This window comes from Arthrobacter sp. TJ-270 (assembly GCF_058269075.1).
Map to the genome: position 1 here is coordinate 954751 of NZ_JBZCNB010000001.1, position 25852 is coordinate 980602.

The window sequence follows — 25852 nt, forward strand, 5'->3', positions numbered from 1 at the left end:
GCGGGGGAACGGGATCCTGTCATTTGCCGCTCGGCATCGTGGAGGACCCGGTCTGCGGAAGCATGAACGCCTCCGTGGGTCAGTGGCTGACCGGAGCCGGCGAGGTTCCGTCCGCGTACCGGGTTTCCCAGGGGACCCGGCTGGGCAGGGCCGGAGACATCACGATCCCCGCCGATGACGACGGCACCGTCTGGGTGGGCGGCGCCACGACCACCTGCTTCCAGGGCACTGCGGAGATCTGATTCATCGCCCCATCCGTATATAACAGCACCATAACGATCAGCTAGCTTTCTATCGGTGGGGTGAGGTCCTGTGGCACTGTCGGGTCACAGGGGAAACCCTACTCGCACGCACACCGCGCATCCCACAGCTCCAACCAGACCGTATGTGCCGGCGAGACCATCCGCAGGATTCTATGAGGAGGCAACTCTGATGAAGAAAGCACTACTGATCGCTCCCGCCGTCGCACTCGGACTTACCACTATGGCCGGTGCTCCAGCCATGGCCGACCACGCCGCCGGCTCCTATTCCACGACGCTGAACCAGCTCAACAATAGCGGTGCAACAGGTTCAGCCTGGATCGAGGTCAACGGCGCCCAGGCGACCGTCACGGTCAAGGCATCCGGCCTCGCGGAAACGTTCATGGACGGACCTTTCCCCCATGTGCAGCACATTCACATCGGTGGTCAGGGCGTCTGCCCAACCATGGCTGATGACGCCGACGGCGACGGCATCATCAACACCCCTGAAGGTGTGCCCGCATACGGCAATGTCGGCACTACCCTCTCCCTCGAGGGCAGCACCGGACCTGACGCCGCCACGGCCATTTCGGCTGCTCCCTCAGGCAGCAGCTACACCTACGAGCGCACATTCGAACTGAACCAGGAAACCCAGGACGCCCTGGCTAACGGAACCGGTGTCGTTGTTGTTCACGGCCTGGATCCCGCTACTCAGCCACCCGCAGCTACCGAAAAGATGAGCACACTGCCCGGAGCCGAATCACTGCCGCTTGCGGCAACTGCACCGGCCCTGTGCGGACCGCTGCAGATGCAGCCTGCAGGCGGAGCCGACACGGGCGTTGAAGTTGTTGCTGCCGGCGAAAACGCTGGAGCCAACGACGCCGGCATGCTTGCCCTTGGTGGAGCGGGCCTGCTCGCTGCAGCCGGTGCAGCCTACGCTGTTCGTCGCCGCATGGTCGCTGACCACTAGGACCAGCAACTAACCCATGATCCAGGGTACGACGAGCCGCCGCTCCCGCTTCGCAGCGGGGGCGGCGGCTCTCATACTTTTGACGGTTGGCTGTGCCTCTCCGGTTACCGGCGACAACGAGATCGCGACGAACTCGCCAATAGCCGCGAGCCCCTCCGCGGAAGCTTCAAGTGCCCCGGCACCGGGCAGCACCGAGCAAGCCGACGAGGTGCGGGTGATGGAGGCATCACCACCGGTCAGTTTTGCCATACCGGCGCTCGAACGCACTGGCGGCATCATCGAAACCGGGCTGCGTGAAGACAACACACTCGAAGTTCCGCCCGACCACGAAGGCGCGCCTGCCAGCTGGTACACGGGTTCCCCGACACCCGGAGAGCTTGGACCATCGGTTTTACTGGGGCACGTGAACTCGACCGAGGATGAATCCGGTGTCTTCTACAACTTGGAAGCGTTGAAGAACGGCGATCAGATCGAAGTTGCCCGTGAAGACGGTTCCACGGCCGTTTTTGAGGTCTACAAAAGCGAGCTTTACCCCAAGGACGACTTTCCCACCAAAGCCGTCTACTTCCCCGTGGATGATGCGGAACTGCGCCTGATTACCTGCGACGGATTCACCGAATCAACCGGGGAGTTCGTGAACAACCTCGTTGTCTATGCAACTCTGGTCGCCACGAAATAGAACGAATCCTCAGACGACGACGGCGGTGGCTTCCAGTTCAATGGCCGCGCCGTGGTTGAGCGCGCTCACCCCCACGACAGCTCGAGCAGGACGATGCGAACCGATCCACTCGCCATAGATTTCGTCGAACGCGGGCCAGTCGGACATGTCCGTGAGGTACACCCTCACCTGGACCAGACCGGAGCGGTGAAGTCCTGCAGATACCAGGCAGGCATCGAGGTTATGCAGAGTTTGCTCGACCTGCACTGCGAAGGTCTTGGAGGTGACCGGTTTCCCCTCACTGTTCACCGGCAACTGTCCGGAAATATAGGCGGTGCCATGAGCGATAGCGACGTGACTGTACTTCCCCCGAGGAGGCATCAGCCCGTCTGCGTTGATCTGCTTGATGTTCGGTTCGTTCGGTTGCATGGGGTTCACCTTACGTAGTTATGGAGCGCGGTCCACGCGTCACCCCGTCAGGGAACCTGCGAGTGCTGCCGCACCGGCGAGCGCCAGGATGCCTCTCACGGTATTTGCGCGGCCCCAGGGACGCTCGAACGTTCGCCATACATCCGGGCCCACGCTTCTGACAGGCACACGGGCAAGCGCGTTGTTGAGCGGAACGTTGACGGCGATCGTCACACCGAAGCTCGCCAAGGACAGTGCCGTACCGGTCAGCCGCAGCATGGGCGACCCTGAGGTCCCGGCGGTCACCCCTGCGACCACGGAGGCGAGTGCGCCCCCGAAGAAGAGGGCCATGAACGGTGGACGGACCGCAAGCACGTTGATCCGCTGCATTGCGCCGATTGCTTCACTCCCCGCCCGGACGTTGAGGGCGGGCAAGACCATGGCGGAGAACGCCACGTAGACGCCGCCGGTGGCCCCGGCGCACACCGCCGCTGCAGTTGTAGCGGCGGTTTCAAGGAAGTCAGGAGCAGTCATGGCTCAAGCACACCGTGATTAGTTCAGACTTCACATAGTTATGCTGTGTGAATCCATACGTAATCGTCTAGCGTAGGCGGCATGGATCCGCTCGTTCGCTTTCTCGACGGCCCGCATGCCCGTCAGGCCTTCGCGCTACGCGTGGCTATGACCCCTCCGTGGTCGCTGGACGTGAGGGACCATGCTCCGTTGACTGTGATGGCTGTGCTGTCGGGGCAAGTGTGGCTCGGGGTGGATGGCGAATCAATCTCACTTGGTGTGGGCGATATAGCACTGGTTCGTGGGCCGGAGCCCTACGTCGTTTCTGATGAGCCCGACCGCGAGCCGAGCATCGTTATTCATCCCGGACAGGAGTGCACCACCCTCGTCGGTGAGCCGGTGCACCTGAGCATGAGCCACGGGGTCCGCACGTGGGGGAACACCGCTGCCGGGGAGACCACCATGCTGATTGGCACCTACGAGAGCGACGCTGAAATCGGTTCCGCGGTGACGGCAGCCCTGCCGCGCACCGCCGTCGTTCCCCCGGGCGCCGTCAATCCCGCACTGGTGCAACTCCTCGCGGAGGAGGTTGGAACGGATGCGCCCGGGCAGGGCAGCGTGATTGACCGGCTGCTGGACGTGCTCCTCGTCCACTCCGTGCGTGCCTGGAGCGATGCACGCCCCGGACGCGCGACGGGCTGGCTGTCGGCGAGTGCCGACTCCGTCGTCGGAAAGGCCCTGGAACTGCTTCACGAACTGCCCGCCGAGCCGTGGACGTTGGAATCGCTTGCCCGCCGCCTCCATGTCTCGCGGGCCACCCTGGCCGCTCGCTTCCGCTCCGCCGTCGGCGAGCCGCCGATGACATACCTGACCAACTGGCGGATGCTTCTGGCCAGCGAACTCCTCGCGGATCCGCACCGCACCACGGCACGGATTGCGGGCGAGATCGGTTACGGCAGCGCGTTCTCGCTGAGCACGGCCTTCAAGCGCAGGTTTGGGGTAAGCCCAACCGAGTACCGCCGTCGCAAATATGCTGCGCCTGCGTAAGCGGGCATTCACTAGCCCGCCCGCCTAGTGTTGTCCGTGTATGAATTGGGAAGCAGATCAGCACTCACGATGACGAGGGGCAGCTATGAAGCAATACGCGGCAGACACCGTACGGGAACAGATCCTCGCGGTCCTGTCCGCTTGGGGCTTGGCTCCAGAAAGAGCTGAAACCACCGCCGGCGTGATGGTGGAGACGGATCTGATCGGGATCGACTCTCACGGGATCTCCATGCTGCCCATGTACCAGCAGCTCATCGACGCCGGGAAACTCAACACCGGCGCCGACGCGGTCATCGAGCGGGAGGGCACATCAACCGCGGTGATCGACGGCGGCCACAACCTGGGACACTCCGCGATGGTGACAGCGATGCAGCTTGCCACCTCGAAGGCCAGGGAAACCGGCGTAGGGGTGGTCACCGTCCATCGTTCCCACCACTTCGGCGCGGCGGGACATTACGCCAAAATCGCTGCCGAGGCCGGCCAGCTAGGGCTGGTCACCTCAACCACACCCACCAAGTCCGTGGTCCCCACCCGCGGGTCGAGGCCTGTCCTCGGGACGAATCCGCTGGCGTTCGCAGCGCCGAGCGCCGACGCCGATGTTCCGTTCGTCCTGGACATGTCGACGAGCACCGTCGCAGTGAACAAGGTGAAGGTGTACGACTACCTCAACCAGCCCCTGCCCGCCGGGTGGGTACTCGATGGTCTTGGCCAACCCGTCACCGATTCACACACTGCCTACAGCCAGCTCCGCAGTGAACAGCAGGGCGGATTGAGTCCACTGGGAGGAACCGAGGCGCTATCCAGCCACAAGGGCTACGGGCTCGCCGTCATGGTCCAGATTCTGGCAGGCGCACTCGCCGGTGCCACCTTCGCTCCGCTGAGGGAGCCGGCGGACCCGAACGACATAGGACACTTCTGCCTGGCCATCGACCCCGGGTTCTTCGGAGAGCCCGAACAGTTCACGATGTCGGTCTCACAGATCCTGGACACGCTGCGTTCCGAACCTCCCGCGTCGCCGGATAGTCCGGTCCTCGTGGCCGGCGACATGGAGCGGACTGTACGGGCGGAACGGCTGAACACCGGCATCCCGCTCAGCGACGCCCTGGTCGGCCACATCCGCGATATCTGTGCCCGGAACGAGGCCCCGTTCCACCTCTGATCCGGGTCCAGGCGTGCGCGTTACACCACGCCCAGCGCAAGCATCGCGTTGGCCACTTGAACGAAGCCGGCGATGTTCGCGCCCGCCACATAGTTACCCGGCAGGTCATACTCGTCAGCCGTGGCAGCGCAGCGCTCATGAATGTTGATCATGATGTCCTCCAGCCGCTGCTCGGTGTATTCGAAGGACCAGGCGTCACGGCTGGCGTTCTGCTGCATCTCCAGAGCCGACGTCGCCACACCGCCTGCGTTGGCCGCCTTGCCGGGACCGAAAAGGATTCCTGCTTCCTCAAACAATCCGATCGCCTCGGGTGTGCATGGCATATTCGCGCCTTCAGCCACCGCTACCAGACCCCCGGCGAGCAACCGCTTGGCGGCAGTTTCATCCAGCTCGTTCTGCGTGGCACACGGCAGCGCAACCCCGCCGTCGACATCCCACACCGAGCCGCCGGCAACGAAGACCGCGCCGGAGCCGCGCTCCTGCGCGTAGTCGCTGACGCGTCCGCGCCGGTTTTCCTTGATGTCGCGCAGTAGCTCGACGTCGATGCCCTGCTCCTCGACGACATACCCGGCTGAATCGGAGCAAGTGATCACGTTTGCTCCCAGCGCCTGTGCTTTCGCGATCGCATGCAGGGCGACGTTTCCGGAGCCCGAGACGAGGACCCGCTGCCCATCAAACCCGAGGCCCCGGCTCGCGAGCATTTCCCGGGTGAACAGCACGGCACCATAGCCGGTTGCTTCCGGGCGGACCAGGGACCCACCCCAGCCAATGCCCTTACCGGTCAGAACACCGGACTCGTAGCGGTTGGTGATCCGCTTGTACTGGCCGAACATGTAACCGATCTCGCGGCCGCCGACGCCGATGTCGCCGGCGGGAACGTCCGTGTGTTCACCGATGTGCCGGTAGAGCTCCGTCATGAACGACTGGCAGAAGCGCATGACCTCGCCGTCGCTGCGGCCGCGCGGGTCAAAGTCGGATCCCCCTTTGCCGCCGCCTATCGGCAAGCCGGTCAGCGCGTTCTTGAAGATCTGCTCGAAACCGAGGAACTTCACGATGCCAAGGTAGACCGAGGGGTGGAACCGCAGCCCACCCTTATAGGGTCCCAACGCGGAATTGAATTCGACGCGGAAGCCGCGGTTGATGCGGACCTTGCCCTCGTCGTCGACCCACGGGACGCGGAAGATGATCTGGCGCTCGGGCTCGCAGATGCGTTCGAGGATCGAGGCCTCGACAAACTCCGGGTGTTTCTTCATCACAGGGGTGAGGGAATCGAACACCTCAGACGCAGCTTGGTGGAATTCAGTTTCGCCGGGATTCCGACGGACCACTTCATCGCGGATTGCTTCCAATACCGAGTCCATAAGGAGCTCCTTCGCTACGTGACTTACCAAGCCAGCTTACTGGTGCTCTAACTGATCATGCGGGGGCGGTCTGACGAAGACTGTTGGCAGCGGCCAGAAGATGACCCCCGAAGTACTCTATGTGCCCCTCCACCCGGGCAGCCGGACCGGAGATGTTGAGGGCGGCGATGATCTGTCCCGAGATATCCCGCACAGGAGTGGCTATGCCGATAATCTCCGGATCAAAGATCCGGTTGGCGACCGTGTACTGGCGCTCGCGGGACTGCCTGACGCCGTCGAGGAAGGCTGTCGCCTGCCGTTTTGATATCTTCGGCTCTGAACTGCGTGCAATTTCGAGGATCACGTCATCGTCATGGTCCATCAGCAATGCCATGCCGCTTGAACTTCGGACGACGGGAATCGTCCGGCCAACCCAGCCCTGGGTTTCGAGGGAACGCCGGGAGCCCTCCGACCGGACGGTGAGCACTTCCCCGTCGCTCAGGACGGTCAGATGACTGCGCTCCCGGACGTTATCGGTGAGCCTTCGCATGATTGGGCCCGCATTCTTTGCCAGATGCTGGTCACCGGCCCGTGAGGCCAGTGCGTACAGGCGCCAGCTCAGTTCGAAACAACCCCCTGAGTCGCGGGTGACCAGGCCCGACTCCAGGAGGCTTTTCAGTTGCCTGGAGATGATCGACTTATCCCGGTCCAGCGCCCGTGCAACCTCGGAGACGGTCATTCCCCGCGGGTGCATACTGGCATCCGCGGCGGCCAGCACCTCCAACAGCGCCATCATTTTGGCGGCGCTGCTCTGCTTCTGCTCGGCAGTCATCAGGGTCTAGAGCTCCTCGGCAGCCAGCTTTGCAGCCTCTCGGGCAATAACGTCGGCACGCGATTCCTGCAGCAGAGGCCACCGGCGGCGCAACAAACGCAGCTCCTGCAAATCGAGTTCACAATCAATGGCACCCTCGTCCGGGCCAAGCTCTGCGATCACGTCACCCGAGGGATGGTAGACGCGGGAGCCGCCCCAGAAATCCCGCCGATTCTCTTCACCACAGCGGTTCACGAAGATGACATAGGACTGGAGCACGACTGCGGCATGCAGCAGCAGAATCTCCCAGGCGCGTGCTGTCGGCACGCCGACGGTGCTGGTAGCACTGTTCACCGGCACAACCATTACCTCCGCCCCGCTGTGGGCGGCGAGCCACGGTACCGCGGGCTGCCAGGCGTCATTGCAGATCAGCACCGACATTCTTGTGCCAAGGACGTCTTCGCACCGCAGGGTGCCGCCCGGTCGGAAATGCTTGCGCTCCTCCCAGCCACGGTACGTGGGGAGATACATTTTGCGCTGGATTATGGCCTCATCGCCCGAAATCGTCGCGGCACTGTTGAACGAGTGGTGGCGGAAGGCTTCCGCGAATCCTGCCACCACCACGGGGCCGTGTGTGCCGAGCTTGAGCAGCCGTTCATCCGTAGGACGCAGCGGCAGCGCATCGGGAACCTCACTCAGGTGATAGCCGTGGGTGGCAAGCTCAGGCGCCACCACCAGGTCCCGGCCGCTACTGTCCGCAACGAGAGTATCGAGCCTCTGCAGATTCCCATCAACGTCACCCAGAACGGGGTTCGTCTGGAGCAGCCGGACCTTCACGGAATCCGACTCCCGGAAGCCGTCGTATTGGTTCACTGAATTTCTTTCTGCGCGGAGTATTTGTACCCGCCATCACTATCCACCGCAGGGTGAACCACAGCAACACGTCGATGCAAACTATGCAACACAAAGATGCATCGCTCGTTGCTGATTTTGCACCGTACCGTTGCGCAGATCACGGTGTACTTCTAGAGTCATCGGCATGACGACCCACGCACGCTGAAGTGCATGGAGCGCAACGAGACGAGGCGTTTTGTTTGATGTGCACGTCCACGCCGCGCCCGACGTGCTTGACCGCATCGGGTACGACGATGAGATCTGTGCCGAATATGTCGCAGCGGGGTTCAGTGGGTTCGTACTCAAGGGACACCAGGAATCCACAGTTGGCCGAGCCAAAGTACTCTCACGCACCTTCGGCCTCGACGTCGTCGGCGGTATAGCGCTCAACCGGCCCGCCGGTGGGATCAACCCTTCCTCCGTCGCGGCGACGCTCCACAGCGGTGGCCGCGTGGTGTGGTTTCCCACCGCTGATGCGCACACGCAGGAATCGGCGGCCCTCCCCCGGCTTAGTGATCTCCAGCCGCGTCTCGGCCGCTCGGCGCTGGCCACTCCTCCGGTCCTGGCCGCCGATGACAAAAAACTCGGTGACATCTCCCTGGTGCTGGACCTCATCGCCGAGTTCGACGCAGTCCTGTGCACCGGCCACCTCAGCGGTCCGGAGTGCCGCTGGCTCTTCGAACAGGCAAGAAGCCGGAACATCAGGCGTTTCCTGCTGACCCATCCCTCTTACACAGTCCCCGGAATGAGCCCGGCAGAGATAGCCGAATTGGCGGAGCTGGGCGCGCACGTGGAAATCACCGCGTACCAGCTGTGGCATCAGCCGGGAATGACCGATGCCCTCCTTGTGGACGTGGCCCGCGCTGCCGGGGACATGCTGATCCTCGCATCGGACGCCGGCCAGCCCGACAGCCCACAACCGCCGCTGGCGCTCAGGGAGCTGATTGAACGGCTGGCCAAGCAGGGACTGGACCGAAAGTGGCTCGAAGCCAGCGCAGCCGACAAGCCAAGGGAGCTCGTCTTGTGATCATATCCGCGACCCGAACCAGCGGCAGGCGACGGACCGCTAGGCGCCAACCGGGAAGGAGCGCCCCATGGAATTTCTGGATTTCCTGATCAGGCGCAGCGACGACATGCTCGAACTTGGTCTCGAACATGCCGCCGTCGTCGGGGTTTCGGTACTGCTCGCCACCGTCATCGGCGTCGGACTGGGTGTGGCCACCTACCGAAAACCACGCCCCCGTGAGGCGGTCCTGGCGGTCACCGGTGCATTCCTCACCGTGCCTTCATTCGCGCTGTTCATCCTGCTCATCGGTCCACTCGGCCTGGGCGCGCTGCCGGTGGTGGTGGCATTGACCATGTACGGGCTGCTCCCGATCGTGCGGAACACAATCACCGGGCTCCGCGAGGTGGACCCGGCCATCGTCGAAGCGGCCAACGGAATGGGAATGAGCCGCCTGCAACAGCTGCTGCGGATCGAACTGCCGCTGGCCTGGCCGGTCATCATCACCGGGGTTCGCGTCACCACCCTTGTGCTGCTCGGCATCGCCGCAATCGGCTCCATTGTTCTCGGCCCGGGTTACGGCGAACTCATCTTCACCGGCCTCGCCAGGGTCGGCACCCCGGTCGCTGTCCACCTTGTGCTGGCCGGAACGATCGGCATCATCATTCTCGCCATCCTGTTCGATGTCCTGTTCTACGCCATCCGCAGGCTCACTACGTCTCAAGGAATTCGATGAATGTCTCTACCGGAAGCAGTCAGCCGCCGCGAAAGGTCATGATTCGCCTCGAAAACCTCACAAAGCGGTTCCCGGGGCAGCAGGACAACGCTGTCGATAACCTGACCCTCGACATCTACGAGGGAGAGATCGTTGTCTTCGTCGGACCTTCCGGCTGTGGGAAAACCACCACCATGAAGACGATCAACCGGATCATCGAACCGACCTCGGGGCGGATCATTCTCGACGGCGAGGACGTGACCCAGGCGGACCCTGACCAGCTGCGGCGGCGCATCGGGTACGTCATCCAGCAGGTGGGACTCTTTCCCCACATGACCATCGGCGAGAACGTGGCAACCGTTCCGAAACTGCTGGGCTGGGACCAGAAGCGGATATCCGCCCGGGTGGACGAGCTGCTGAACATGGTCAACATGCCTCCGGCGGAATACCGAGACCGTTATCCAAAACAGCTCTCAGGTGGTCAGCGCCAGCGTGTGGGAGTTGCGAGGGCACTCGGTGCCGACCCCGACGTCATGCTGATGGACGAGCCGTTCGGAGCCATCGACCCCATCACCCGCGACCGGTTGCAAAACGAGTTCCTGCGCCTGCAAGCCGAGGTCCGAAAGACCATCGTCTTCGTGACCCATGACATCGATGAAGCCATCAAGATGGGCGACCGGATCGTCATTCTGCAGGAGGCGTCCCACATCGCCCAGTACGACACCCCGGAGCGGATCCTGACTGCTCCGGCGAACCAATTCGTTGCCGACTTCATCGGCAAAGGGGCATCGCTCAAACGCCTCAACCTGAGCCGCGTGGCTGATATCGAGCTCTCCCAGTGGCCGACAGTACGCACAGGCTCCAGTCCTGCTGCAGCGATGGCAGCCCTGGAGGGCAGCGGCCGCGACGCCGTGCTGGTGCTCGACGACGAATCCCGGCCCCGCCGCTGGGTGAGAGCTGAGGAGCTTCAGGGTGCAACCGGCGTCGCGCTGGAGGAGATGGGAGTTCCGCCCCAATCGATGGTCCGGCCGGATGCCACCCTGAGCGATGCGCTCAACGATCTGCTCTCATCCGAAAACAGCGTCACCATCGTGACGGACGATCGCGGGGCATACCAGGGCGTGGTTGACATCAAGCAGCTCAACGCCGCCATCCGTTCCATGCGCCGGTCCGGTACAGGACAGACCGGGAATCCGGACGACGCTATGGTCCAAACGGGCGAGGGCATGTCATGAGCGTTCCAGTCCGGGATAGAGACGTTGTAGTTCAGACCCCGCCGAGCACCCACCCCCGCACCATCGGCGGATATCTGGTCATGCCGGCGTTCCTGGCAGCCGCCTGCCTCACCATGTATCTCTACGTCACCTCGCGTGAACTGGACAGCATCGAAGCCCGCTCCCTGAACCCGGCATCACTCGCCACTGCAACCTGGGAACACATCCAGCTGACGGTGGTTTCGACCATACTGACGCTGATCATCGCCATTCCTCTCGGAATCCTGCTCACGAGGCCGTTCACCCAACGGTTCCGTCCTTACGTGATCACCGTCCTGACCCTCGCGCAGGCCATTCCCACCATTGCCGTGCTCGTCCTACTGGCGGTGGCTTTCCTGTTCCTCGGGTTCCAGGCGGCAGTCGTCGGCCTTGTGCTCTACGCGATCATCCCGGTGTTGCTGAACACCATGGTGGGGCTGGAACAGGTCGACGAGTCCGTCCTGGAAGCAGGCCGCGGAATGGGCATCTCGAAGATGGGAGTGCTGTGGCGCCTCGAGCTTCCACTGTCGGTGCCGATCATCCTGGCGGGCGTACGCACCGCCCTGGTGATCAACGTCGGCACAGCAACCCTGACCACCTATATCAACGCGGGCGGCCTCGGCGACATCATCGTCGCCGGCCTCTCCACGAACCGTGTGCTGATTCAGCTCGTTGGTGCCGGCCTGACCGCCGTACTGGCACTGCTCATCGACTACCTGGCAGGAATAGCGGAAGACTTCCTGCGCCCCAAAGGCCTTTAGAACACCCGACAACAAAAGAGGAATCATGAAAACAACACTTGGAAAGGCATCGGCGCTTACTGCAGCCGGAATCAGTCTTGCCCTGACGCTGTCTGCCTGTGGCGGAGGCGGCGATGGCGGTGGCGGGGGCGGTGGCGGGGGCGGTGGCGGCGAAGCTGCCGGCGGCGGAGAGCTGGAAGGCGCGCAGCTGGCAGTAGGCTCGAAGGAATTCACCGAGTCCATCCTGCTGGGCCAGATCACCGCCGTCGCGCTCGAAGATGCCGGCGCGGAAATTGAAGACCGGACCGGCATCTCGGGCAGCGCGACCGTCCGCGAGGCGCTGGAAACCGGTGAAGTCGACATGTACTGGGAGTACACCGGCACCGGTTGGGTGAACATCCTGGGCAACTCAACTGAGGACGTTCCGGAAGACCTGTACGCCGCCGTCTCGGAAGCCGACGCCGAAAACGGCATCGCGTGGCTCGAACCGGCTCCCTTCCAGAACACCTATCGCATCGCTGTCCCGAGCAGTTTCGCGGAGGAGAACGGCCTCGCCACCATGAGTGACGCGGCGGCTTACATCCAGGAGAACCCGGATGAGGGTGCAGTCTGCGCTGCCAGCGAATTCATCAACCGCGACGACGGCCTTCCAGGGCTCGAGGAGGCCTACGGGTTCGAGTTCAGCAGTGTAGTCGAGCTGGACCTGAACCTGATCTACACGCAGATCGGCGAGGAGTGCAATTTCGGAGAGGTCTTCTCGACCGATGCACGCATCGTCTCCAATGACCTGACGGTCCTTGAGGATGACGAGGAATTCTTCGTCGAATACCAGGGCGCCATGACACTGCGACAGGAAACCCTCGATGAGTACCCGGCCATCGTGGAGATCATGGCGCCCATCAGCGAGTCCCTGACCAATGAAACGATCACCGAGCTGAACGGCAGGATCGACAACGATGGCGAACAGCCCCGTGATGTTGCTGAGGAGTGGCTTGAGAGCGAGGGGCTGCTTGGCTAGCGCAGGCCTGGCCACAGCCAGCACACGCCCCGCAAGCCAGATAAAAGGAACACAAATGATCGAGAAGGAAACAACGTTCTTCAGTGAGGGCAGCCGCCTCAAGGCGACCCTCTACTATCCGGACGATTTGGCGGGCCCGGGCCCCCACCCGGCAATCATCGTCAACTCCGGGTATCAGGGATTCAACGAGTTCTATCCGAGAATGTTCGCGAAGCAACTCACTCGGCGCGGCTACATCTGCCTCGGTTTCGACTACCGTGGATTTGCCGACAGCGAAGGGGAAAAGGGCACGGTTCTCATTGAGCAGCAGGTCGAGGACGTCCGCAATGCGGTCACCTTCATGCAGTCCCAGGAGGACGTGGACGACGCCCGTCTGGGCTTGGTCGGGTGGGGCATGGGGGCGGCGAATGTGATTGTCGCCGGAGAACGCGCCCGGAACGTTGCCGGCGTAGCAGCTCTGAACGGCTTTTACGACGGCGAGCGGTGGCTGCAGTCCATCCACACCTATGACGAGTGGACGAAAATCCTTGACGAGGTGCAGCAGGACCGCATCCACCGGGTGCTCGAGGGGGAATCCCGGCTCGCCGACACATTTGAGCACTACCCGCTGGACCCCGCCACCAAGGACTACGTGGGGAAGGAACTTTCCCAGGTGTATGGTTTCGGCCATCCGACGCGAATCCAGTTCACGGAGTCGATCATGGACCTGAACGTAGAGAAGGTGGTCGCCGGCCTCGCTCCGGTTCCGCTGTTCATCGGCCACGGTTCACGGAACACGCTCCACCCGTTCAGTGAAGCGGCTTCGCTGTATGCTGCAGCGTCTTCGCCAAAGACGCTCTACACGATCGATGGGCGGCACAATGACTTCATGTATGTCGACCATCCGGAGTTCGTCCTGTTGTGCGACGAGCTGCAGACGTTCTTCGACAACGCCTTCGCCTTCAGCGCCTCTCCCCCGCGGAGCATCTCCGCCTGACGGCGTTCCAACGGCACTGCGTTCCAACGGCAACGAAATGGGCTCACCGCATGCACGCGTAGTGGGCCTCTTTCGTGCCCCGATGGGCTAACCACCGTTCAGCGGCTCGGCGAGCGACGTCTTCAATTGTCTGGTCAGCCACCGCTTGTACGACTCTTCCGTCCATCCACAGGTGAGAACCAGAGCGCGGTAGAGGGCCGGGTCATTGTGGATCCATAGCGCGTCGATCCACCGTAAAGGGAACAGTGCTCCACGACGACGACGGCGCCGCCTACTGGTTCCTCGGCAGTCTGGCCACCGTCAAGGTTTCCGGCGAGCAGACCAGGGGCAAGCTGACCGTCATCGAGTTCGTCAACCCCGCCGGATTCTCACCCCCCCCGTGCACCGCCATGTCTCCGAGGACGAGTGCTTTTACATCATTTCCGGGTCCGCGAGGTTCCAGTGCGACGGCGAAACCTTCGACGCGGGCCCCGGCGACCACGTCTTCCTGCCGGTCGGATCGACCCACACCTTCAAGGTTCTCGGAGAGAAACCACTGAGGTCCCTCCAGATCACGGTGCCTGCCGGCTTCGAGGAATTCACCGCCGAGGCGGGCCAGCCCGCCCTTGAGCGTGAACTTCCGCAACCTGGGCCCGTTGATCCTGCGGCGCTCGGCGCAGCGGCGACGCGCCACAATATTGAAATCCTGGGACCGCCTCCCGCCGAACTCTGAAGCTCATCCCGCCCCGGATTCCCCAACTCCTGCCTGCAGACAGTCCCAACGGCGGCGTGTCGCAGAGACACGCCGCCGGGCAGGTCAGAACCCGGGGAAGGTGGTCCGCGGTGCAAACGATAACGCGCCTGATGCCGCTGTTGACCTCCACCAGTGACCTGTGCCATAGTTTGTAATCGATTCCATGGAAACGATTCCATGAGCAAGCGTAGGAGCACAGGTGCGATCAGTGACGATCAAGAACGTCGCCGACATGGCGGGCGTTTCAGTAGCCACCGCCTCCCGCGTGCTCTCCGGCCACCCTTCCACTTCCGAGGAAGCGCGCACAGCGGTCAATGGTGCGGCCAATAAACTCGGCTTCCGCCCCAACGCGCAGGCGCGATCGCTCCGCAAGACCAGCACCCAGACCATCGGCCTGGTGCTCCCCGACGTCCGCAACCCCTTCTTCGCGGACCTTGCCCACGCCGTCGAACAGCGTGCCCGCGACTTCAAATACCTCACGCTGTTCGGCAACGCCAACGAGGATGCCGAACAGCAGGACCGCTACTTCGACATCATGCTCACGCAGCGCGTCGACGGCCTCATTGCAGCCCCGCAGGGAGACATTGCTGATCTTCAGGCGGTCCTCGACAGCGGCGTTCCCACCGTGTTCGTTGACCGTGTCATCCCCGGCACCGCCGTTCCGAGCGTGACGCCGGACAACACCACCGGCATCCAGGAAGCAGTCCGTCACCTGACCAACCTGGGCCACCGCCGCATCGGTTACATCGCAGGCCCCCAGTCCACCTCGACCGGGCGCGAACGCCTCGCCGCTTACCAGGACGCACTCGCGGACACCAACGCAGACGACGACGCCGGCCTCATCTTCTTCGGCGACTTCCAGTCAGCCAGCGGTGCAGCAGGTGCCCGCCACCTGCTGGAACTCCCCCAGCCGCCTACCGCCCTGCTCGCCGCCGACAGCCTCATGAGCATCGGTGCCATCGGTGTCTGCAACGAACGCGGTCTGGCCATCGGCACTGACCTGGCATTCGTTGCCTACGACGACATCGAAGCCTTCACCCTCATCAACCCGGCTCTCACCGTGATCGCCCACGACGTCGACGCCATGGGCCGTCTCGCCGTGGACCTCCTTACGCAGGTCATCGCCGGTGAAACCCCGGATTCCGTGATACTCCCCAGCCGCCTCATTGTCCGCGGTTCCACCACGACCCTTCCAGGAGGCATTCATCGTGAGCGATAACTCAGGGACCGACAATCCCATCCTGACGCTGGAAAACGTCACCAAATCCTTCGGACCCGTGACAGTAATCAAGGGGGTGACCGTCAGCGTCTACCCCGGCAAAGTACAGGTGCTCCTCGGAGAGAACGGCGCCGGCAAGTCCACGCTCATCAAGATGATGGCCGGCGTGTACCAGCCTGATGGCGGCCGAATCCTCGTCGACGGCAAGGAAGTCCGCCTCCCCGACACCAACGCCTCCGAAGCCCTGGGTATTGCCACCATTCACCAGGAACTCAACCTCGTGGGTTCAATGACCGTCGCCGAGAACATCTGCATGGGACGCTTTCCCCGCCGCTTTGGGCTGGTGGACCGACGGAAAATGCGCGAGATCGCCCGGGAAGCGCTCGGCATGATCGGACTGGACATCGATGTGGACCACAAGGTCAGCGAACTCGGCATCGCCCGCCAGCAGCTGGTCGAGATCGCGAAGGCGCTCAGCCTGAACGCCCGCATGCTCATTCTTGACGAACCGACGGCGGCACTCACCAAACGCGAAATTTCCGCCCTGTTCTCGGTTGTGGAGGACCTTCGCCAGCGCGGCGTGGGCATGGCCTTCATCTCGCACCACCTGGACGAAATCGCCGCAATCGGCGACTCCGTGTCGGTGCTGCGCGACGGCGAATTCGTCGCCGAGGTTCCCGCGGACACGCACGAGGATGAACTTGTCCGACTCATGGTCGGACGCTCCATCGAACAGCAGTTCCCCCGTCGCCGTGAGTACGACGGCCCGGCCGACACACTCCTCGAAGTGGAAGGCCTCTCCACCAAGGGCCTGGTGAACAACGTTTCCTTCACCGTGCGGGCCGGTGAGATCGTGGGGCTTGCTGGGCTGGTCGGCGCCGGACGCACCGAGGTGATCCGTGCTGTCGCGGGTGTCGACCCCTACATCAGCGGGTCCGTCCGCGTGCGCGGCAAGGAACTGCCCAAGTCCAGCATCGGCGCGGCCATTCGTGCCGGCGTCGGGCACGTCCCGGAAGACCGGAAGGCACACGGGCTGGTGCTCGGCGCACCGGTCAACGAGAACATCGGCTACGCAACGCTCGCAGCGACGGCGAAATCCGGACTCGTGGACCGCACGGGTCAGCGCAAGCGCGCACAGGACGTCTCGGACAAGTTGCGCATCCGCATGCACAACCTCGACCAGGTGGTCGGCTCGCTCTCGGGCGGCAACCAGCAGAAGGCGGTCTTCGCCCGCTGGATCGTGGCGGGTTCCAACGTCCTGCTGCTGGATGAGCCTACCCGCGGCGTCGACGTCGGCGCCAAGGTCGAAATCTACGAACTGATGAACGCAATCACCGCAGCAGGCGGCGCCGTCGTCATGGTGTCGAGCGAACTGCCCGAGGTGCTCGGCATGAGCGACCGCGTGCTGGTGATGAGCGGTGGACATATTTCCGGTGAATTGAGCGCCGACGACGCCACGCAGGACGCCGTGATGTCGCTGGCGGTGCGCGATGTACAGCGCGATCTTGAAGACAAGCTGATGGAGGACGGTCATGAATAAGGTTGCAACCGCGGCGGCGCCGAAGAAAACGCGCGACGGCGGCTCACGGGTGGGCAGGTTCCTGGCCGACAACGGCGCACTGGTGGGACTCTTCGTCCTCGGACTGGCGCTGTTCATTGCGACGCCGGACTTTCTCACCGGGCCCAACCTGCTGAACATCGGCATCCAGGCCTCCGTCATCGCGGTCCTCGCGTTCGGGCTGACCTTCGTCATCGTGGCCGCCGGCATCGACCTCTCGGTCGGTTCAGTCGCAGCACTCTCGGCCATGGGTTCGGCATGGATGTTCTCGCAGGGCTCCATGCCCGGCTGGATCGCGCTGATCGGCGGGCTTGCTATCGGTGCGCTCGCCGGCGCGGTCAGCGGTTTCGCCGTCGCCTATGGCAGGCTCCCCTCCTTCATCGCCACGCTCGCCATGCTCAGCATCGCCCGCGGACTCACCCTGGTCATCTCCGACGGCCGGCCCATCAGCACCGCGCCCGCCGTATCCTTCCTCGGCGGCGATCTCGGCGTCATCCCCATGCCAATCATCGTCCTCGTCGTTGCGGGCCTCGTTGCAGCCTTCATCCTCAACTTCACCGTCATGGGCCGCTACATGTACGCGGTCGGCGGAAACAAGGAAGCGGCGCGCCTCTCCGGTGTTCCCGTCCGCAAGGTCCTCGTCACCGTGTTCGCGCTCTCCGGGCTCTTCGCCGGGCTCGCCGGGCTCCTGCTCTCCGGGCGCCTCGATTCCGCCCAGCCACAAGCGGCCGCGGGCTACGAGCTCGACGCGATTGCCGCCGTCGTCATCGGTGGCGCTTCGCTCGCGGGCGGTATCGGGCGCATCAGCGGCACGCTGGTAGGCGCGCTGGTGCTCGTGGTGATCCGCAACGGCCTCAACCTCCTCAACGTCTCCTCCTTCTGGCAGCAGGTGGTCATCGGCCTGGTGATTGCCGTGGCCGTCGGAATCGACTCCCTGCGCCGCAAGAACACCCCGCACTAAAGACTTCCCGTCCGAAAACCGTCCTCACACGGAAAACACAGAAAAGGAACCAACAATGAAGTTCACTTCCCCCCGCAAGGCAGCAGTACTCACCATGTCGCTGGCACTCGCTTTCTCCGCCACCGCGTGCAACCGCGGCGGCGAAGAGGGAGCCGAAGGATCGACGTCGGCCACCCTCGCCCTATCCACCCTGAACAACCCGTTCTTCGTTGAACTGCGCGACGGTGCCGAAGCCGCCGCGGAAGAGGCGGGCATTGAACTTGAGGTGGTCGACGCGCAGAACGACTCCGCGACCCAGACCAACCAGCTGGCCACCGCTGCAACCAGCGGAACCGACGGCGTCATCATCAACCCGGTTGACTCCGACGCCGCTGCGGCCGCAGTTGCACCGCTGGTCCAGGGAGACATCCCGGTCGTCGCCGTCGACCGCGCAGTCAACGGCGCCGAGGTGGCCTCCCTCGTTTCCAGCGACAACGTCGCCGGTGGCAAGCAGGCAGCGGATGAGCTCGCCAAGGCCATGGGTGAAGAGGGCAAGGTCATCGTCCTGCAGGGCGTTGCCGGCACCTCCGCCAGCCGGGACCGCGGCGCAGGCTTCGAAGAGGGCATTGCCGCGTACCCGAACATCGAGGTGGTAGCCATGCAGACCGCCAACTTCGACCGCGCTGAAGCCCTCAACGTTGCCACCAACCTGCTGCAGGCCAACCCCGACGTTACCGGCATCTTCGCCGAGAACGACGAAATGGCCCTCGGCGCCATCCAGGCTCTCGGCGACAAAGCCGGGTCCGAGGTGAAGGTTGTCGGCTTCGACGGCACCGAGGACGGCCTCGCCGCCATCCAGGAAGGCACCATGACGGCCACCATCGCGCAGCAGCCGGCCGAGCTCGGCAAGCGCTCCGTCGAGGTCCTCCAGCAGGTCCTTGCCGGTGAGACCGTCGAAGAAACCATCCCTGTTCCGGTCACCACCGTGAACTCGGAGAACGTTGGTGAATTCACCGAATGAGCACTCAGTCGCCGGGCGTCGTCGTTGTAGGGTCCATCAACGCCGACCTCGTAGTAACACTGGAACGCCACCCCCAGCCGGGCGAGACCCTGCTGGGACGGACCATGACAGTGATGCCCGGCGGCAAGGGCGCCAACCAGGCCGTAGCTGCGGCGAAGCTGGGAGCCCCAACCACGATGATCGGTGCGGTCGGTCAAGACTCCTACACCGACGTCGCACTTTCCGGTCTGCATGCGGCCGGCGTCAATACTGACGCCGTGCAGCGCGTAGGGACCACTACCGGCGTCGCCATTGTGGAGGTCGACGACGCCGGCGAGAACACTATCGTCGTCATCCCCGGCGCGAACGGCGAAGTCACGCCTTCGATGGTCGCCTCCGCCGCAGATCGGATTGCCGACGCCGGGGTGCTGGTCCTGCAGGGCGAGATCCCTGCCGCCTCGGTTGCTGCGGCGGTTGGGGCTGCGCTTTCGGGCGGTCATACGCGGGTGCTGATCAACCTTGCACCCGTGATCGAGCTGGACCGTGAGACGCTGCTACGCGCAGACCCGCTGGTGGTCAATGAGCACGAGGGGGCGCTGGTACTGGCGCAGCTCACCGGCGCTCCGGCACCCTCCGATCACGCCGAGACAGCCAGGGCGCTTACCGAGTGCGGCTTCCAGTCCGTTGTCATGACGCTGGGCGGTGCGGGCGCGCTGCTGTCGGATACTGCCGGTGTCCTCGAGGTGCCCGCGCCGTCGGCAGCGGTGGTGGATACCACCGGCGCCGGGGACGCCTTTGTGGGAGCGCTGGCTGCCCGGCTGGTTGTCGGAGACGCGCTGCCCGACGCCGTTCGTGTCGCTGTTCGGGTCGGCGCGTTCGCCGTCGGTGCCGAGGGTGCGCAGCCTTCCTACCCGTCGCTGACCGATGCGCTCCCCGAGGCACCGACCCCGCAAGGAGCCGAAGCTTGAAGAAGAACGGAATACTGAACGGCCCCATCAGCGCCCGGCTCAGCACTCTGGGTCACGGGCATCTGGTGATGATCACGGACTGCGGCATGCCGCTGCCAGATTCTGCCGCCGTCGTCGACCTCGCCCTGGTGAAGGGGACGCCGGCATTCGCGGAGGTGCTCCGCGCGGTGCTGGCCGACCTCGAGGTTGAAGGTTCGGTCATCGCAGCGGAAGCATCCGGGACCGTTGTGGAGGACACCGTGCGGGCCGAGGGCCTCTCCCCCGACTCGGTAAGTCACGAGGAGCTGAAGGAACTGCTCACTCAAGCGCGGCTCATCATCCGAACGGGCGAAGCGACGTCGTACGCAAACGTTGCGCTCCGCTGCGGGGTCACGTTCTAGAGGCCGCCAGGGCCGACCCTGCTAGATTTCTTGCAGGCCACTCTGAACCTACCCGCCACCGCAGCAGAGGATTGTGATGACCAATCTGGACGCGCACCCGCAGGAAATGCTCTGTGCGGGAAACCCAACCCCGGTTGCTGCTGAGCTGCTGGCCCCCCGCGACGTGCCGCTGGGAGGGCCGCGGGCAATGACCGTGCGCCGGACCCTGCCGCAGCGGCAGCGCAGCATGATCGGCTCATGGTGTTTTCTGGACCATTACGGCCCGGACCCGGTGTCGGAGTCCGGCGGAATGAGCGTGCCCCGGCACCCTCACACCGGACTGGCCACTGTGAGCCTGCTCTTCACCGGGGGGATCAGCCATCACGATTCCTCCGGCGCCCACGCGCTGGTGCGCCCCGGAGAGGTCAACCTGATGATCGCCGGGCGCGGAATCTCCCATCAGGAATTCTCCACACCCGACACCTCTCTCCTGCACGGCGTACAGCTCTGGTACGCACTGCCCGACGCAACCCGCCACATGCCGGCGACATTCGAACACTACGAACCCGAGCCGGTCACAGGCGAGGGAACGCTGCTCCGGGTGTTCCTCGGATCCCTGGCGGGGTCCACGTCACCGGTCGAGACCTACACACCGCCGCTGCTGGCCGCCGAAGTCAATTTGGAGGCCGCAGCCCGGTTGGAACTGAACCTGGACCCGAAGTTCGAGCACGGCGTACTGCTGGACAGCTGCGACCTCACCCTCAACGGCTCAGAGGTTCCGGGAAACCACCTGGCCTACCTCCCGCCCGAGCAGCGCTCCCTGATGCTGGAGGCCGGAGAACAACCGGCCCGGCTCATCCTGATCGGAGGCGAGCCCCTGGGCGAGCAGATTGTCATGTGGTGGAACTTCATCGGGCGTACCCATGACGAGGTGGTCGCCTACCGTGCTGCCTGGCAGGCCGAAATCGGCGCGGAACGGTTCGGCGCACCCGCTGACGACCACTACGACGACGGTGCCCCCTACCCTCGCTTCGGCCCTTACCCGGAGGGGCAGCCTGCTCCGCTGCCGGCGCCGGTGATGCCCACAGTACGATTGCGTCCCCGGGGCTAGGCACGCGGAGCGCGGCGAGCGCGCAGGCTGTCCTGTTCTTGGCGAGCGGCTGGTCCAGTTTCATCACCTGATGTGCCAATCTGTCGACGGCGGCCTGGTGATGCGGTAAGCGGAGGTCTCAGTCCACGAACTCCGACTGGATCTCGATGAAGTCCCAGTCCCGCGGATCAAGCGTGGACCCGCTCAGGTCCGGCCCGCCCGCCTCACGCACGGCGTTCGCGGCACCCGGGTCAACCTCCGGCGCCCGCAGATTCTCGCGGAACCATTCCTTGTGCCTGGTGTCCAGAAGTATCCACCACTGCTCAATGCGAAGCTCTGCCATGACGCACCCCTCGAATCAGTCTGGGCTTCCACGGTAGGCCTGCACACGCGGTGGCAACATACCTAGCGCTGCTATGCTTTGCTTACCTAACACCTCTAGGTATCTGGAGATCCAGTGCGCATTGATAAAGACCTTGTGGCGGCCTCCGCCACCCCGCTCGTTCTGGGCATCCTGGCGGAGGGCGACCTTTACGGTTATGCCATCCTCAAACGCGTCGGCGAGCTCTCCGGCGGCAGCATGCAATGGACCGACGGAATGCTCTACCCGCTGCTGCACCGGCTCGAACGGCTCGGTTACGTGGACTCATCGTGGGGCACCTCGGAGGCCGGTCGCCGTCGTAAGCATTACGCCATCACACAGACCGGGCGGGAAGCCCTCGCCGAACGCCAGCAGCAGTGGACCGTCGTCGCCGACGCGCTGCGGCAGGTGTGGAACACTGCGCCGAGACCACCCGCAGTGACCGAGGGGTGGGCATGATGGCGATGCACGCTGAGCTCGAGGCGCAGATCGACCGCTGGCGCAGCTACGTTCAACGCAGCCAGGCGATCTCCCCCGCCGACGTCGACGAGCTCGAAGACCACCTCCGCGAACAGATCGCCGAACGGCAGGCCACAGGCCTCGACGACGAGGAAGCGTTCCTCGTCGCCATCAAGCGCCTCGGCAATCTCGATGCCGTGTCCCGCGAGTTCGCCCGCGAACACTCCGACCGGCTGTGGAAGCAGCTTGTGCTACTCCCCGAATCAACAAACGACGACGACGCCACCCCGCCCTGGCGCGAACTGGCCGTGGTCCTCGCCCTGGCTGTGGGTGCGGGCATCGCAGTGAAGGTGGGTCTCTCGCTCATCGAGAACGAAAACGTGTTCGCGCGAAACCTTGGTCTGCTCGTGTTCCCGTTCCTGGCCGGCTACTTCGCCTGGAAGCGTCAGCTCACCCCCTATGTCGGCGCGGCGCTGCTGATCCCCTTCGTAGCCCTCGCCGCGGTACTCAACCTGTATCCGTTCTCTCCCGGCGGTTCCACGGAGCTACTCGCGGTTCTCCATGCCCCGGTGGTCCTGTGGCTGCTGGCGGGGCTTGCGTATGTCGGCGGCCGGTGGCGGTCCGACAGCCGCCGCATGGACTTTGTCCGCTTCACGGGCGAGTTCGCGATCTACTACACGCTGATTGCCCTCGGCGGCGGCGTGCTGATCGGCCTCACAATCGGCGCCTTCGCGCTCATCGGCACCGACTTCGAGCCGATCCTCGGCGAATGGATCCTGCCGTTCGCTGTGCCGGGGGCACTGGTGGTGGCAACCTGGCTCGTCGAGGCCAAGCAGAACGTCGTCGAGAACATCGCCCCCGTCCTCACGCGCATCTTCACCCCGCTGACCATTGTGATGCTGCTGGCCCTGCTGGGAGTGATTGCTGCGTCGGGCGGCCTGGTGGACGTCGACCGTGAACTGCTCATCCTCATGGACGCGATCCTCGTGCTCGTGCTGAGCCTGCTGCTGTACTCGATCTCCGCGCGGGACTCTCTCGCCCGTCCCAACCTGTTCGATGGGTTGCAACTCGTTCTGGTCGTGGCGGCGATTGCGGTCGACGCGGTGATGCTGACTGCAATGCTCACCCGGATCGCCGAGTTCGGCTTCAGCGCCAACAAGATTGCTGCGCTCGGGCTGAACGTTCTCCTGCTTGTGCATCTGATCCGGGCGGCATGGCTGACAGTCAGCTTCCTGCGCAGACGGCGCCCGTTTGCGCAGCTCGAAAACTGGCAGACACGGTACCTGCCGGTCTACGGCGCGTGGGCCGCCGTCGTCGTCGTTGTGTTTCCGCCCCTGTTCGCGTTCTCCTGACCTGACCCTGGCAGCGGCTCAGGGCTCACGTGAGTTACCCCTTCTCAGCCGCAGCCAGCGTCAGTCGCTCAGCCGCGATGGTCGTGTCATCACCGTGACCCGTGTGAACCACGGTGTCTTCGGGCAGCGTGAGGAGTTTCTCCTGGATTGAGGCCACGATGGTCGGGTAATCGCTGTAGGACCGCCCTGTTGCACCCGGACCGCCGTTGAACAGCGTGTCGCCCGTGAAGACCGTTCCTTTGCTCTCCAGATAGAAGCACGTGGAGCCGGGCGAATGGCCGGGCGTGTGCAGCGCTCGCAATTCCCCACCCGCAATCCGAAAAACGTCGCCGTCATTCAGCTCATTATCCGGCTGTAGGTCCGTGTAGACCTGCTCCCACAGCACGTGATCCTCGGGGTGCAGATAGAGGGGTGCCTTGACCGCTTCGGCAACTTCGCGGGCTGCGCCGATGTGGTCGTTGTGCGCGTGGGTCAGCAGGATGGCCAGGACTTTACGGCTGCCAACCTGGTTGATGATGGCGGCGGCGTCGTGCGGGCAGTCGATGATGACGCATTCGTCGTCGTTACCCACGAGCCAGACGTTGTTGTCCACGTCCCAGGTGCCGCCGTCGAGGGAAAACGTGCCCGACGTGACCAGCTTCTCGATACGCAGGCTCATCAGGAGACCACCGACCGATCGATCTCGACGACGGAGCGGAGAACTTTACCTTCGTGCATCTTGGCAAAGGCCTCATCCACCTGGTCGATGCCGATGCGTTCCGTGACGAACGCGTCCAGGTCCAGGTTGCCCTGCTTGTAGTGGCTGACGAGCATGGGGAAGTCACGCGAGGGCAGGCAGTCCCCGTACCAGGACGACTTCAGCGAACCGCCCCGGCCGAAGACATCGAGCAGCGGCAGTTCCAGCTTCATATCCGGCGTCGGGACACCTACCAGCACCACGCGACCGGCGAGGTCGCGGGCGTAGAACGCCTGCTTGTAGGTCTCAGGACGGCCGACGGCGTCGATCACCACGTCCGCGCCGTTGCCTCCGGTCAGTGCCCGGATTGCCTCGATCGGATCTTCGGCCCGGGAGTCCACGCCATGGGTTGCTCCCAGCTCCTTCGCCATCTCGATCTTGTTGGCGTCGATGTCCACGGCAATGATCGTGGTGGCCCCGGCCAGCTTTGCGCCGGCGATCGCGGCGATACCCACGCCGCCGCAGCCGATCACGGCCACGGATTCACCGCGCTTGACCTCACCGGTGTTGATGGCCGCGCCGATGCCTGCCATGACACCGCAGCCCAGCAGCCCGACGGCGGCGGGATCGACTTCCTCGTCCACCTTGGTGCACTGCCCGGCAGCAACCAGGGTCTTCTCCGCGAAGGCGCCGATACCCAGCGCCGGAGAAAGCTCCGTGCCGTCCTCGAGGGTCATCTTCTGCGTGGCGTTGTGCGTGTTGAAGCAGTACTGGGGCTGGCCCTTTGCACATGCACGGCACTGACCGCAGACGGCACGCCAGTTCAGGATGACGCGGTCGCCGGGAGCCACCTCGGTGACGTCCGGACCGACGGCGCTGACCACGCCTGTGGCCTCGTGACCCAGCAGGAAAGGAAAGTCGTCAGAGATGCCCCCCTGCAGGTAGTGCAGGTCGGTGTGGCACACCCCGCAGGTGAGGATGTCCACCAGCGCCTCTCCCGGACCCGGATCCGGCACCAGGATCGTCTCCAGTGTGACCGGAGCGTTTTTTTCCTTGGCGATGACAGCTTGGACTTTATGAACCATGAGTTGGTTCCTTTCCAGAGACGCAGGGACTCAGGGGATGGTAGATGGTCGGTCGAGCGCAGTTCGGCACCTGTGCAACGATTCCAGAATGCGGGTATAACGCTTATGCGACAACTGATATATGAGTACGCTAATCTGGCGCCCATAGGCTGTCAACGCATGACGTGATATCCACTGTTTTACCAGCCGCGTTCGGCGAGGCGGTGCGGCTGCGGGATCTCCTCGACGTTGATACCGACCATAGCCTCGCCCAGGCCCCGGGAGACCTTCGCGATCATGTCCGGATCATCATGGAACGTGGTGGCCTT

Annotated in this window: 29 protein-coding genes and 1 pseudogene; 21 read left to right on the forward strand and 9 right to left on the reverse strand. The window is 64.0% G+C overall.

The window, feature by feature from the left end; all coding sequences use genetic code 11:
* Window positions 1–38: 38 nt before the first annotated feature.
* The 3 genes from AC4D2M_RS04555 to AC4D2M_RS04565 all read left to right on the forward strand — a co-directional run bounded on the left by AC4D2M_RS04555 (window position 39) and on the right by AC4D2M_RS04565 (window position 1888).
* Window positions 39–242, forward strand: a complete 204-nt coding sequence (locus AC4D2M_RS04555; protein WP_490890439.1) for a PhzF family phenazine biosynthesis protein — start codon at window positions 39–41, stop codon at window positions 240–242.
* Between the two features lie 190 nt (window positions 243–432).
* The gene (locus tag AC4D2M_RS04560; protein ID WP_490890344.1) at window positions 433–1209 is read left to right on the forward strand and encodes a hypothetical protein; all 777 of its coding nucleotides are present in this window, start codon (window positions 433–435) and stop codon (window positions 1207–1209) included.
* Window positions 1210–1225: 16 nt separating this feature from the next.
* Window positions 1226–1888 carry a class F sortase gene (locus AC4D2M_RS04565; RefSeq protein ID WP_490890346.1) on the forward strand — a complete coding sequence of 221 codons (663 nt, stop codon included), beginning with the start codon at window positions 1226–1228 and terminating at the stop codon, window positions 1886–1888.
* Between the two features lie 9 nt (window positions 1889–1897).
* On the opposite strand, the gene AC4D2M_RS04570 is transcribed toward AC4D2M_RS04565, so the two are convergent.
* Window positions 1898–2296, reverse strand: coding sequence for a RidA family protein (locus tag AC4D2M_RS04570; RefSeq protein WP_490890348.1), 399 nt, complete (start codon window positions 2294–2296; stop codon window positions 1898–1900).
* Between the two features lie 39 nt (window positions 2297–2335).
* Window positions 2336–2809, reverse strand: coding sequence for an anthrone oxygenase family protein (locus AC4D2M_RS04575; RefSeq protein WP_490890350.1), 474 nt, complete (start codon window positions 2807–2809; stop codon window positions 2336–2338).
* An 81-nt stretch (window positions 2810–2890) separates the two neighbouring features.
* On the opposite strand from AC4D2M_RS04575, the gene AC4D2M_RS04580 reads away from it, so the two are divergent.
* Entirely contained in the window at window positions 2891–3835 is a 945-nt protein-coding gene (locus tag AC4D2M_RS04580; RefSeq protein ID WP_490890353.1) for an AraC family transcriptional regulator, read from the forward strand.
* 85 nt (window positions 3836–3920) lie between these two features.
* Entirely contained in the window at window positions 3921–4994 is a 1074-nt protein-coding gene (locus AC4D2M_RS04585; RefSeq protein ID WP_490890355.1) for an Ldh family oxidoreductase, read from the forward strand.
* Window positions 4995–5014: 20 nt separating this feature from the next.
* On the opposite strand, the gene gdhA is transcribed toward AC4D2M_RS04585, so the two are convergent.
* Genes gdhA through AC4D2M_RS04600 form a run of 3 tightly spaced genes read right to left on the reverse strand, consistent with a single transcriptional unit; the run spans window position 5015 to window position 8018 of the window.
* Window positions 5015–6355 carry an NADP-specific glutamate dehydrogenase gene (gdhA, locus tag AC4D2M_RS04590; protein ID WP_490890357.1) on the reverse strand — a complete coding sequence of 447 codons (1341 nt, stop codon included), beginning with the start codon at window positions 6353–6355 and terminating at the stop codon, window positions 5015–5017.
* 55 nt (window positions 6356–6410) lie between these two features.
* Window positions 6411–7166, reverse strand: coding sequence for an IclR family transcriptional regulator (locus AC4D2M_RS04595; protein WP_490890359.1), 756 nt, complete (start codon window positions 7164–7166; stop codon window positions 6411–6413).
* Window positions 7167–7172: 6 nt separating this feature from the next.
* Window positions 7173–8018 carry a nitrilase-related carbon-nitrogen hydrolase gene (locus AC4D2M_RS04600; RefSeq protein WP_490890361.1) on the reverse strand — a complete coding sequence of 282 codons (846 nt, stop codon included), beginning with the start codon at window positions 8016–8018 and terminating at the stop codon, window positions 7173–7175.
* Between the two features lie 226 nt (window positions 8019–8244).
* On the opposite strand from AC4D2M_RS04600, the gene AC4D2M_RS04605 reads away from it, so the two are divergent.
* From AC4D2M_RS04605 to AC4D2M_RS04670, 14 genes are all read left to right on the forward strand, one after another.
* Window positions 8245–9066, forward strand: a complete 822-nt coding sequence (locus AC4D2M_RS04605; RefSeq protein ID WP_490890363.1) for a DUF6282 family protein — start codon at window positions 8245–8247, stop codon at window positions 9064–9066.
* A 67-nt stretch (window positions 9067–9133) separates the two neighbouring features.
* On the forward strand, window positions 9134–9778 hold the full coding sequence (locus tag AC4D2M_RS04610; RefSeq protein ID WP_490890365.1) for an ABC transporter permease: 645 nt from the start codon (window positions 9134–9136) through the stop codon (window positions 9776–9778).
* A complete protein-coding gene (locus tag AC4D2M_RS04615) occupies window positions 9775–10992 on the forward strand; it encodes an ABC transporter ATP-binding protein (protein ID WP_490890367.1) in 1218 nt (405 codons plus the stop codon). The genes AC4D2M_RS04610 and AC4D2M_RS04615 overlap by 4 nt, the downstream gene beginning before the upstream one ends.
* A complete protein-coding gene (locus AC4D2M_RS04620; RefSeq protein ID WP_490890369.1) occupies window positions 10989–11771 on the forward strand; it encodes an ABC transporter permease in 783 nt (260 codons plus the stop codon). Before AC4D2M_RS04615 ends, AC4D2M_RS04620 begins: the two co-directional genes overlap by 4 nt.
* Window positions 11772–11796: 25 nt before the next feature.
* A complete protein-coding gene (locus AC4D2M_RS04625) occupies window positions 11797–12768 on the forward strand; it encodes a glycine betaine ABC transporter substrate-binding protein (RefSeq protein ID WP_490890371.1) in 972 nt (323 codons plus the stop codon).
* Window positions 12769–12823: 55 nt separating this feature from the next.
* On the forward strand, window positions 12824–13744 hold the full coding sequence (locus tag AC4D2M_RS04630; protein WP_490890373.1) for an alpha/beta hydrolase: 921 nt from the start codon (window positions 12824–12826) through the stop codon (window positions 13742–13744).
* Between the two features lie 205 nt (window positions 13745–13949).
* The gene (locus AC4D2M_RS04635) at window positions 13950–14456 is read left to right on the forward strand and encodes a cupin domain-containing protein (RefSeq protein ID WP_490890375.1); all 507 of its coding nucleotides are present in this window, start codon (window positions 13950–13952) and stop codon (window positions 14454–14456) included.
* Between the two features lie 229 nt (window positions 14457–14685).
* Window positions 14686–15696, forward strand: coding sequence for a LacI family DNA-binding transcriptional regulator (locus AC4D2M_RS04640; RefSeq protein WP_490890377.1), 1011 nt, complete (start codon window positions 14686–14688; stop codon window positions 15694–15696).
* Window positions 15686–17236, forward strand: coding sequence for a sugar ABC transporter ATP-binding protein (locus AC4D2M_RS04645; RefSeq protein ID WP_490890379.1), 1551 nt, complete (start codon window positions 15686–15688; stop codon window positions 17234–17236). The genes AC4D2M_RS04640 and AC4D2M_RS04645 overlap by 11 nt, the downstream gene beginning before the upstream one ends.
* Entirely contained in the window at window positions 17229–18215 is a 987-nt protein-coding gene (locus AC4D2M_RS04650) for an ABC transporter permease (RefSeq protein WP_490890381.1), read from the forward strand. Before AC4D2M_RS04645 ends, AC4D2M_RS04650 begins: the two co-directional genes overlap by 8 nt.
* Window positions 18216–18270: 55 nt before the next feature.
* Window positions 18271–19215, forward strand: coding sequence for a substrate-binding domain-containing protein (locus AC4D2M_RS04655; RefSeq protein ID WP_490890383.1), 945 nt, complete (start codon window positions 18271–18273; stop codon window positions 19213–19215).
* The gene (locus AC4D2M_RS04660; RefSeq protein ID WP_490890385.1) at window positions 19212–20162 is read left to right on the forward strand and encodes a ribokinase; all 951 of its coding nucleotides are present in this window, start codon (window positions 19212–19214) and stop codon (window positions 20160–20162) included. The genes AC4D2M_RS04655 and AC4D2M_RS04660 overlap by 4 nt, the downstream gene beginning before the upstream one ends.
* Window positions 20159–20542, forward strand: a complete 384-nt coding sequence (gene rbsD / locus AC4D2M_RS04665) for a D-ribose pyranase (protein ID WP_490890387.1) — start codon at window positions 20159–20161, stop codon at window positions 20540–20542. Before AC4D2M_RS04660 ends, rbsD begins: the two co-directional genes overlap by 4 nt.
* 76 nt (window positions 20543–20618) lie before the next feature.
* Window positions 20619–21632: a pirin family protein gene (locus tag AC4D2M_RS04670; RefSeq protein WP_490890389.1), complete on the forward strand. Its 1014-nt coding sequence runs from the start codon at window positions 20619–20621 to the stop codon at window positions 21630–21632.
* Between the two features lie 118 nt (window positions 21633–21750).
* On the opposite strand, the gene AC4D2M_RS04675 is transcribed toward AC4D2M_RS04670, so the two are convergent.
* The gene (locus AC4D2M_RS04675; RefSeq protein ID WP_490890391.1) at window positions 21751–21954 is read right to left on the reverse strand and encodes a hypothetical protein; all 204 of its coding nucleotides are present in this window, start codon (window positions 21952–21954) and stop codon (window positions 21751–21753) included.
* A 114-nt stretch (window positions 21955–22068) separates the two neighbouring features.
* Here AC4D2M_RS04675 and AC4D2M_RS04680 point away from each other — a divergent pair, with 114 nt between their 5' ends.
* Both AC4D2M_RS04680 and AC4D2M_RS04685 read left to right on the forward strand, forming a co-directional pair.
* Window positions 22069–22431, forward strand: a complete 363-nt coding sequence (locus AC4D2M_RS04680; RefSeq protein WP_490890392.1) for a PadR family transcriptional regulator — start codon at window positions 22069–22071, stop codon at window positions 22429–22431.
* Window positions 22428–23783, forward strand: coding sequence for a permease prefix domain 1-containing protein (locus AC4D2M_RS04685; protein ID WP_490890393.1), 1356 nt, complete (start codon window positions 22428–22430; stop codon window positions 23781–23783). The genes AC4D2M_RS04680 and AC4D2M_RS04685 overlap by 4 nt, the downstream gene beginning before the upstream one ends.
* A 34-nt stretch (window positions 23784–23817) precedes the next feature.
* Here AC4D2M_RS04685 and AC4D2M_RS04690 read toward each other — a convergent pair whose 3' ends face one another.
* From AC4D2M_RS04690 to AC4D2M_RS04700, 3 genes and pseudogenes are all read right to left on the reverse strand, one after another.
* On the reverse strand, window positions 23818–24441 hold the full coding sequence (locus AC4D2M_RS04690; RefSeq protein ID WP_490890395.1) for an MBL fold metallo-hydrolase: 624 nt from the start codon (window positions 24439–24441) through the stop codon (window positions 23818–23820).
* Entirely contained in the window at window positions 24441–25544 is a 1104-nt protein-coding gene (locus tag AC4D2M_RS04695; protein WP_490890396.1) for an S-(hydroxymethyl)mycothiol dehydrogenase, read from the reverse strand. Before AC4D2M_RS04695 ends, AC4D2M_RS04690 begins: the two co-directional genes overlap by 1 nt.
* Window positions 25545–25723: 179 nt before the next feature.
* Window positions 25724–25852: pseudogene (locus AC4D2M_RS04700) on the reverse strand (pyridoxal 5'-phosphate synthase lyase subunit PdxS); the annotation flags it as partial.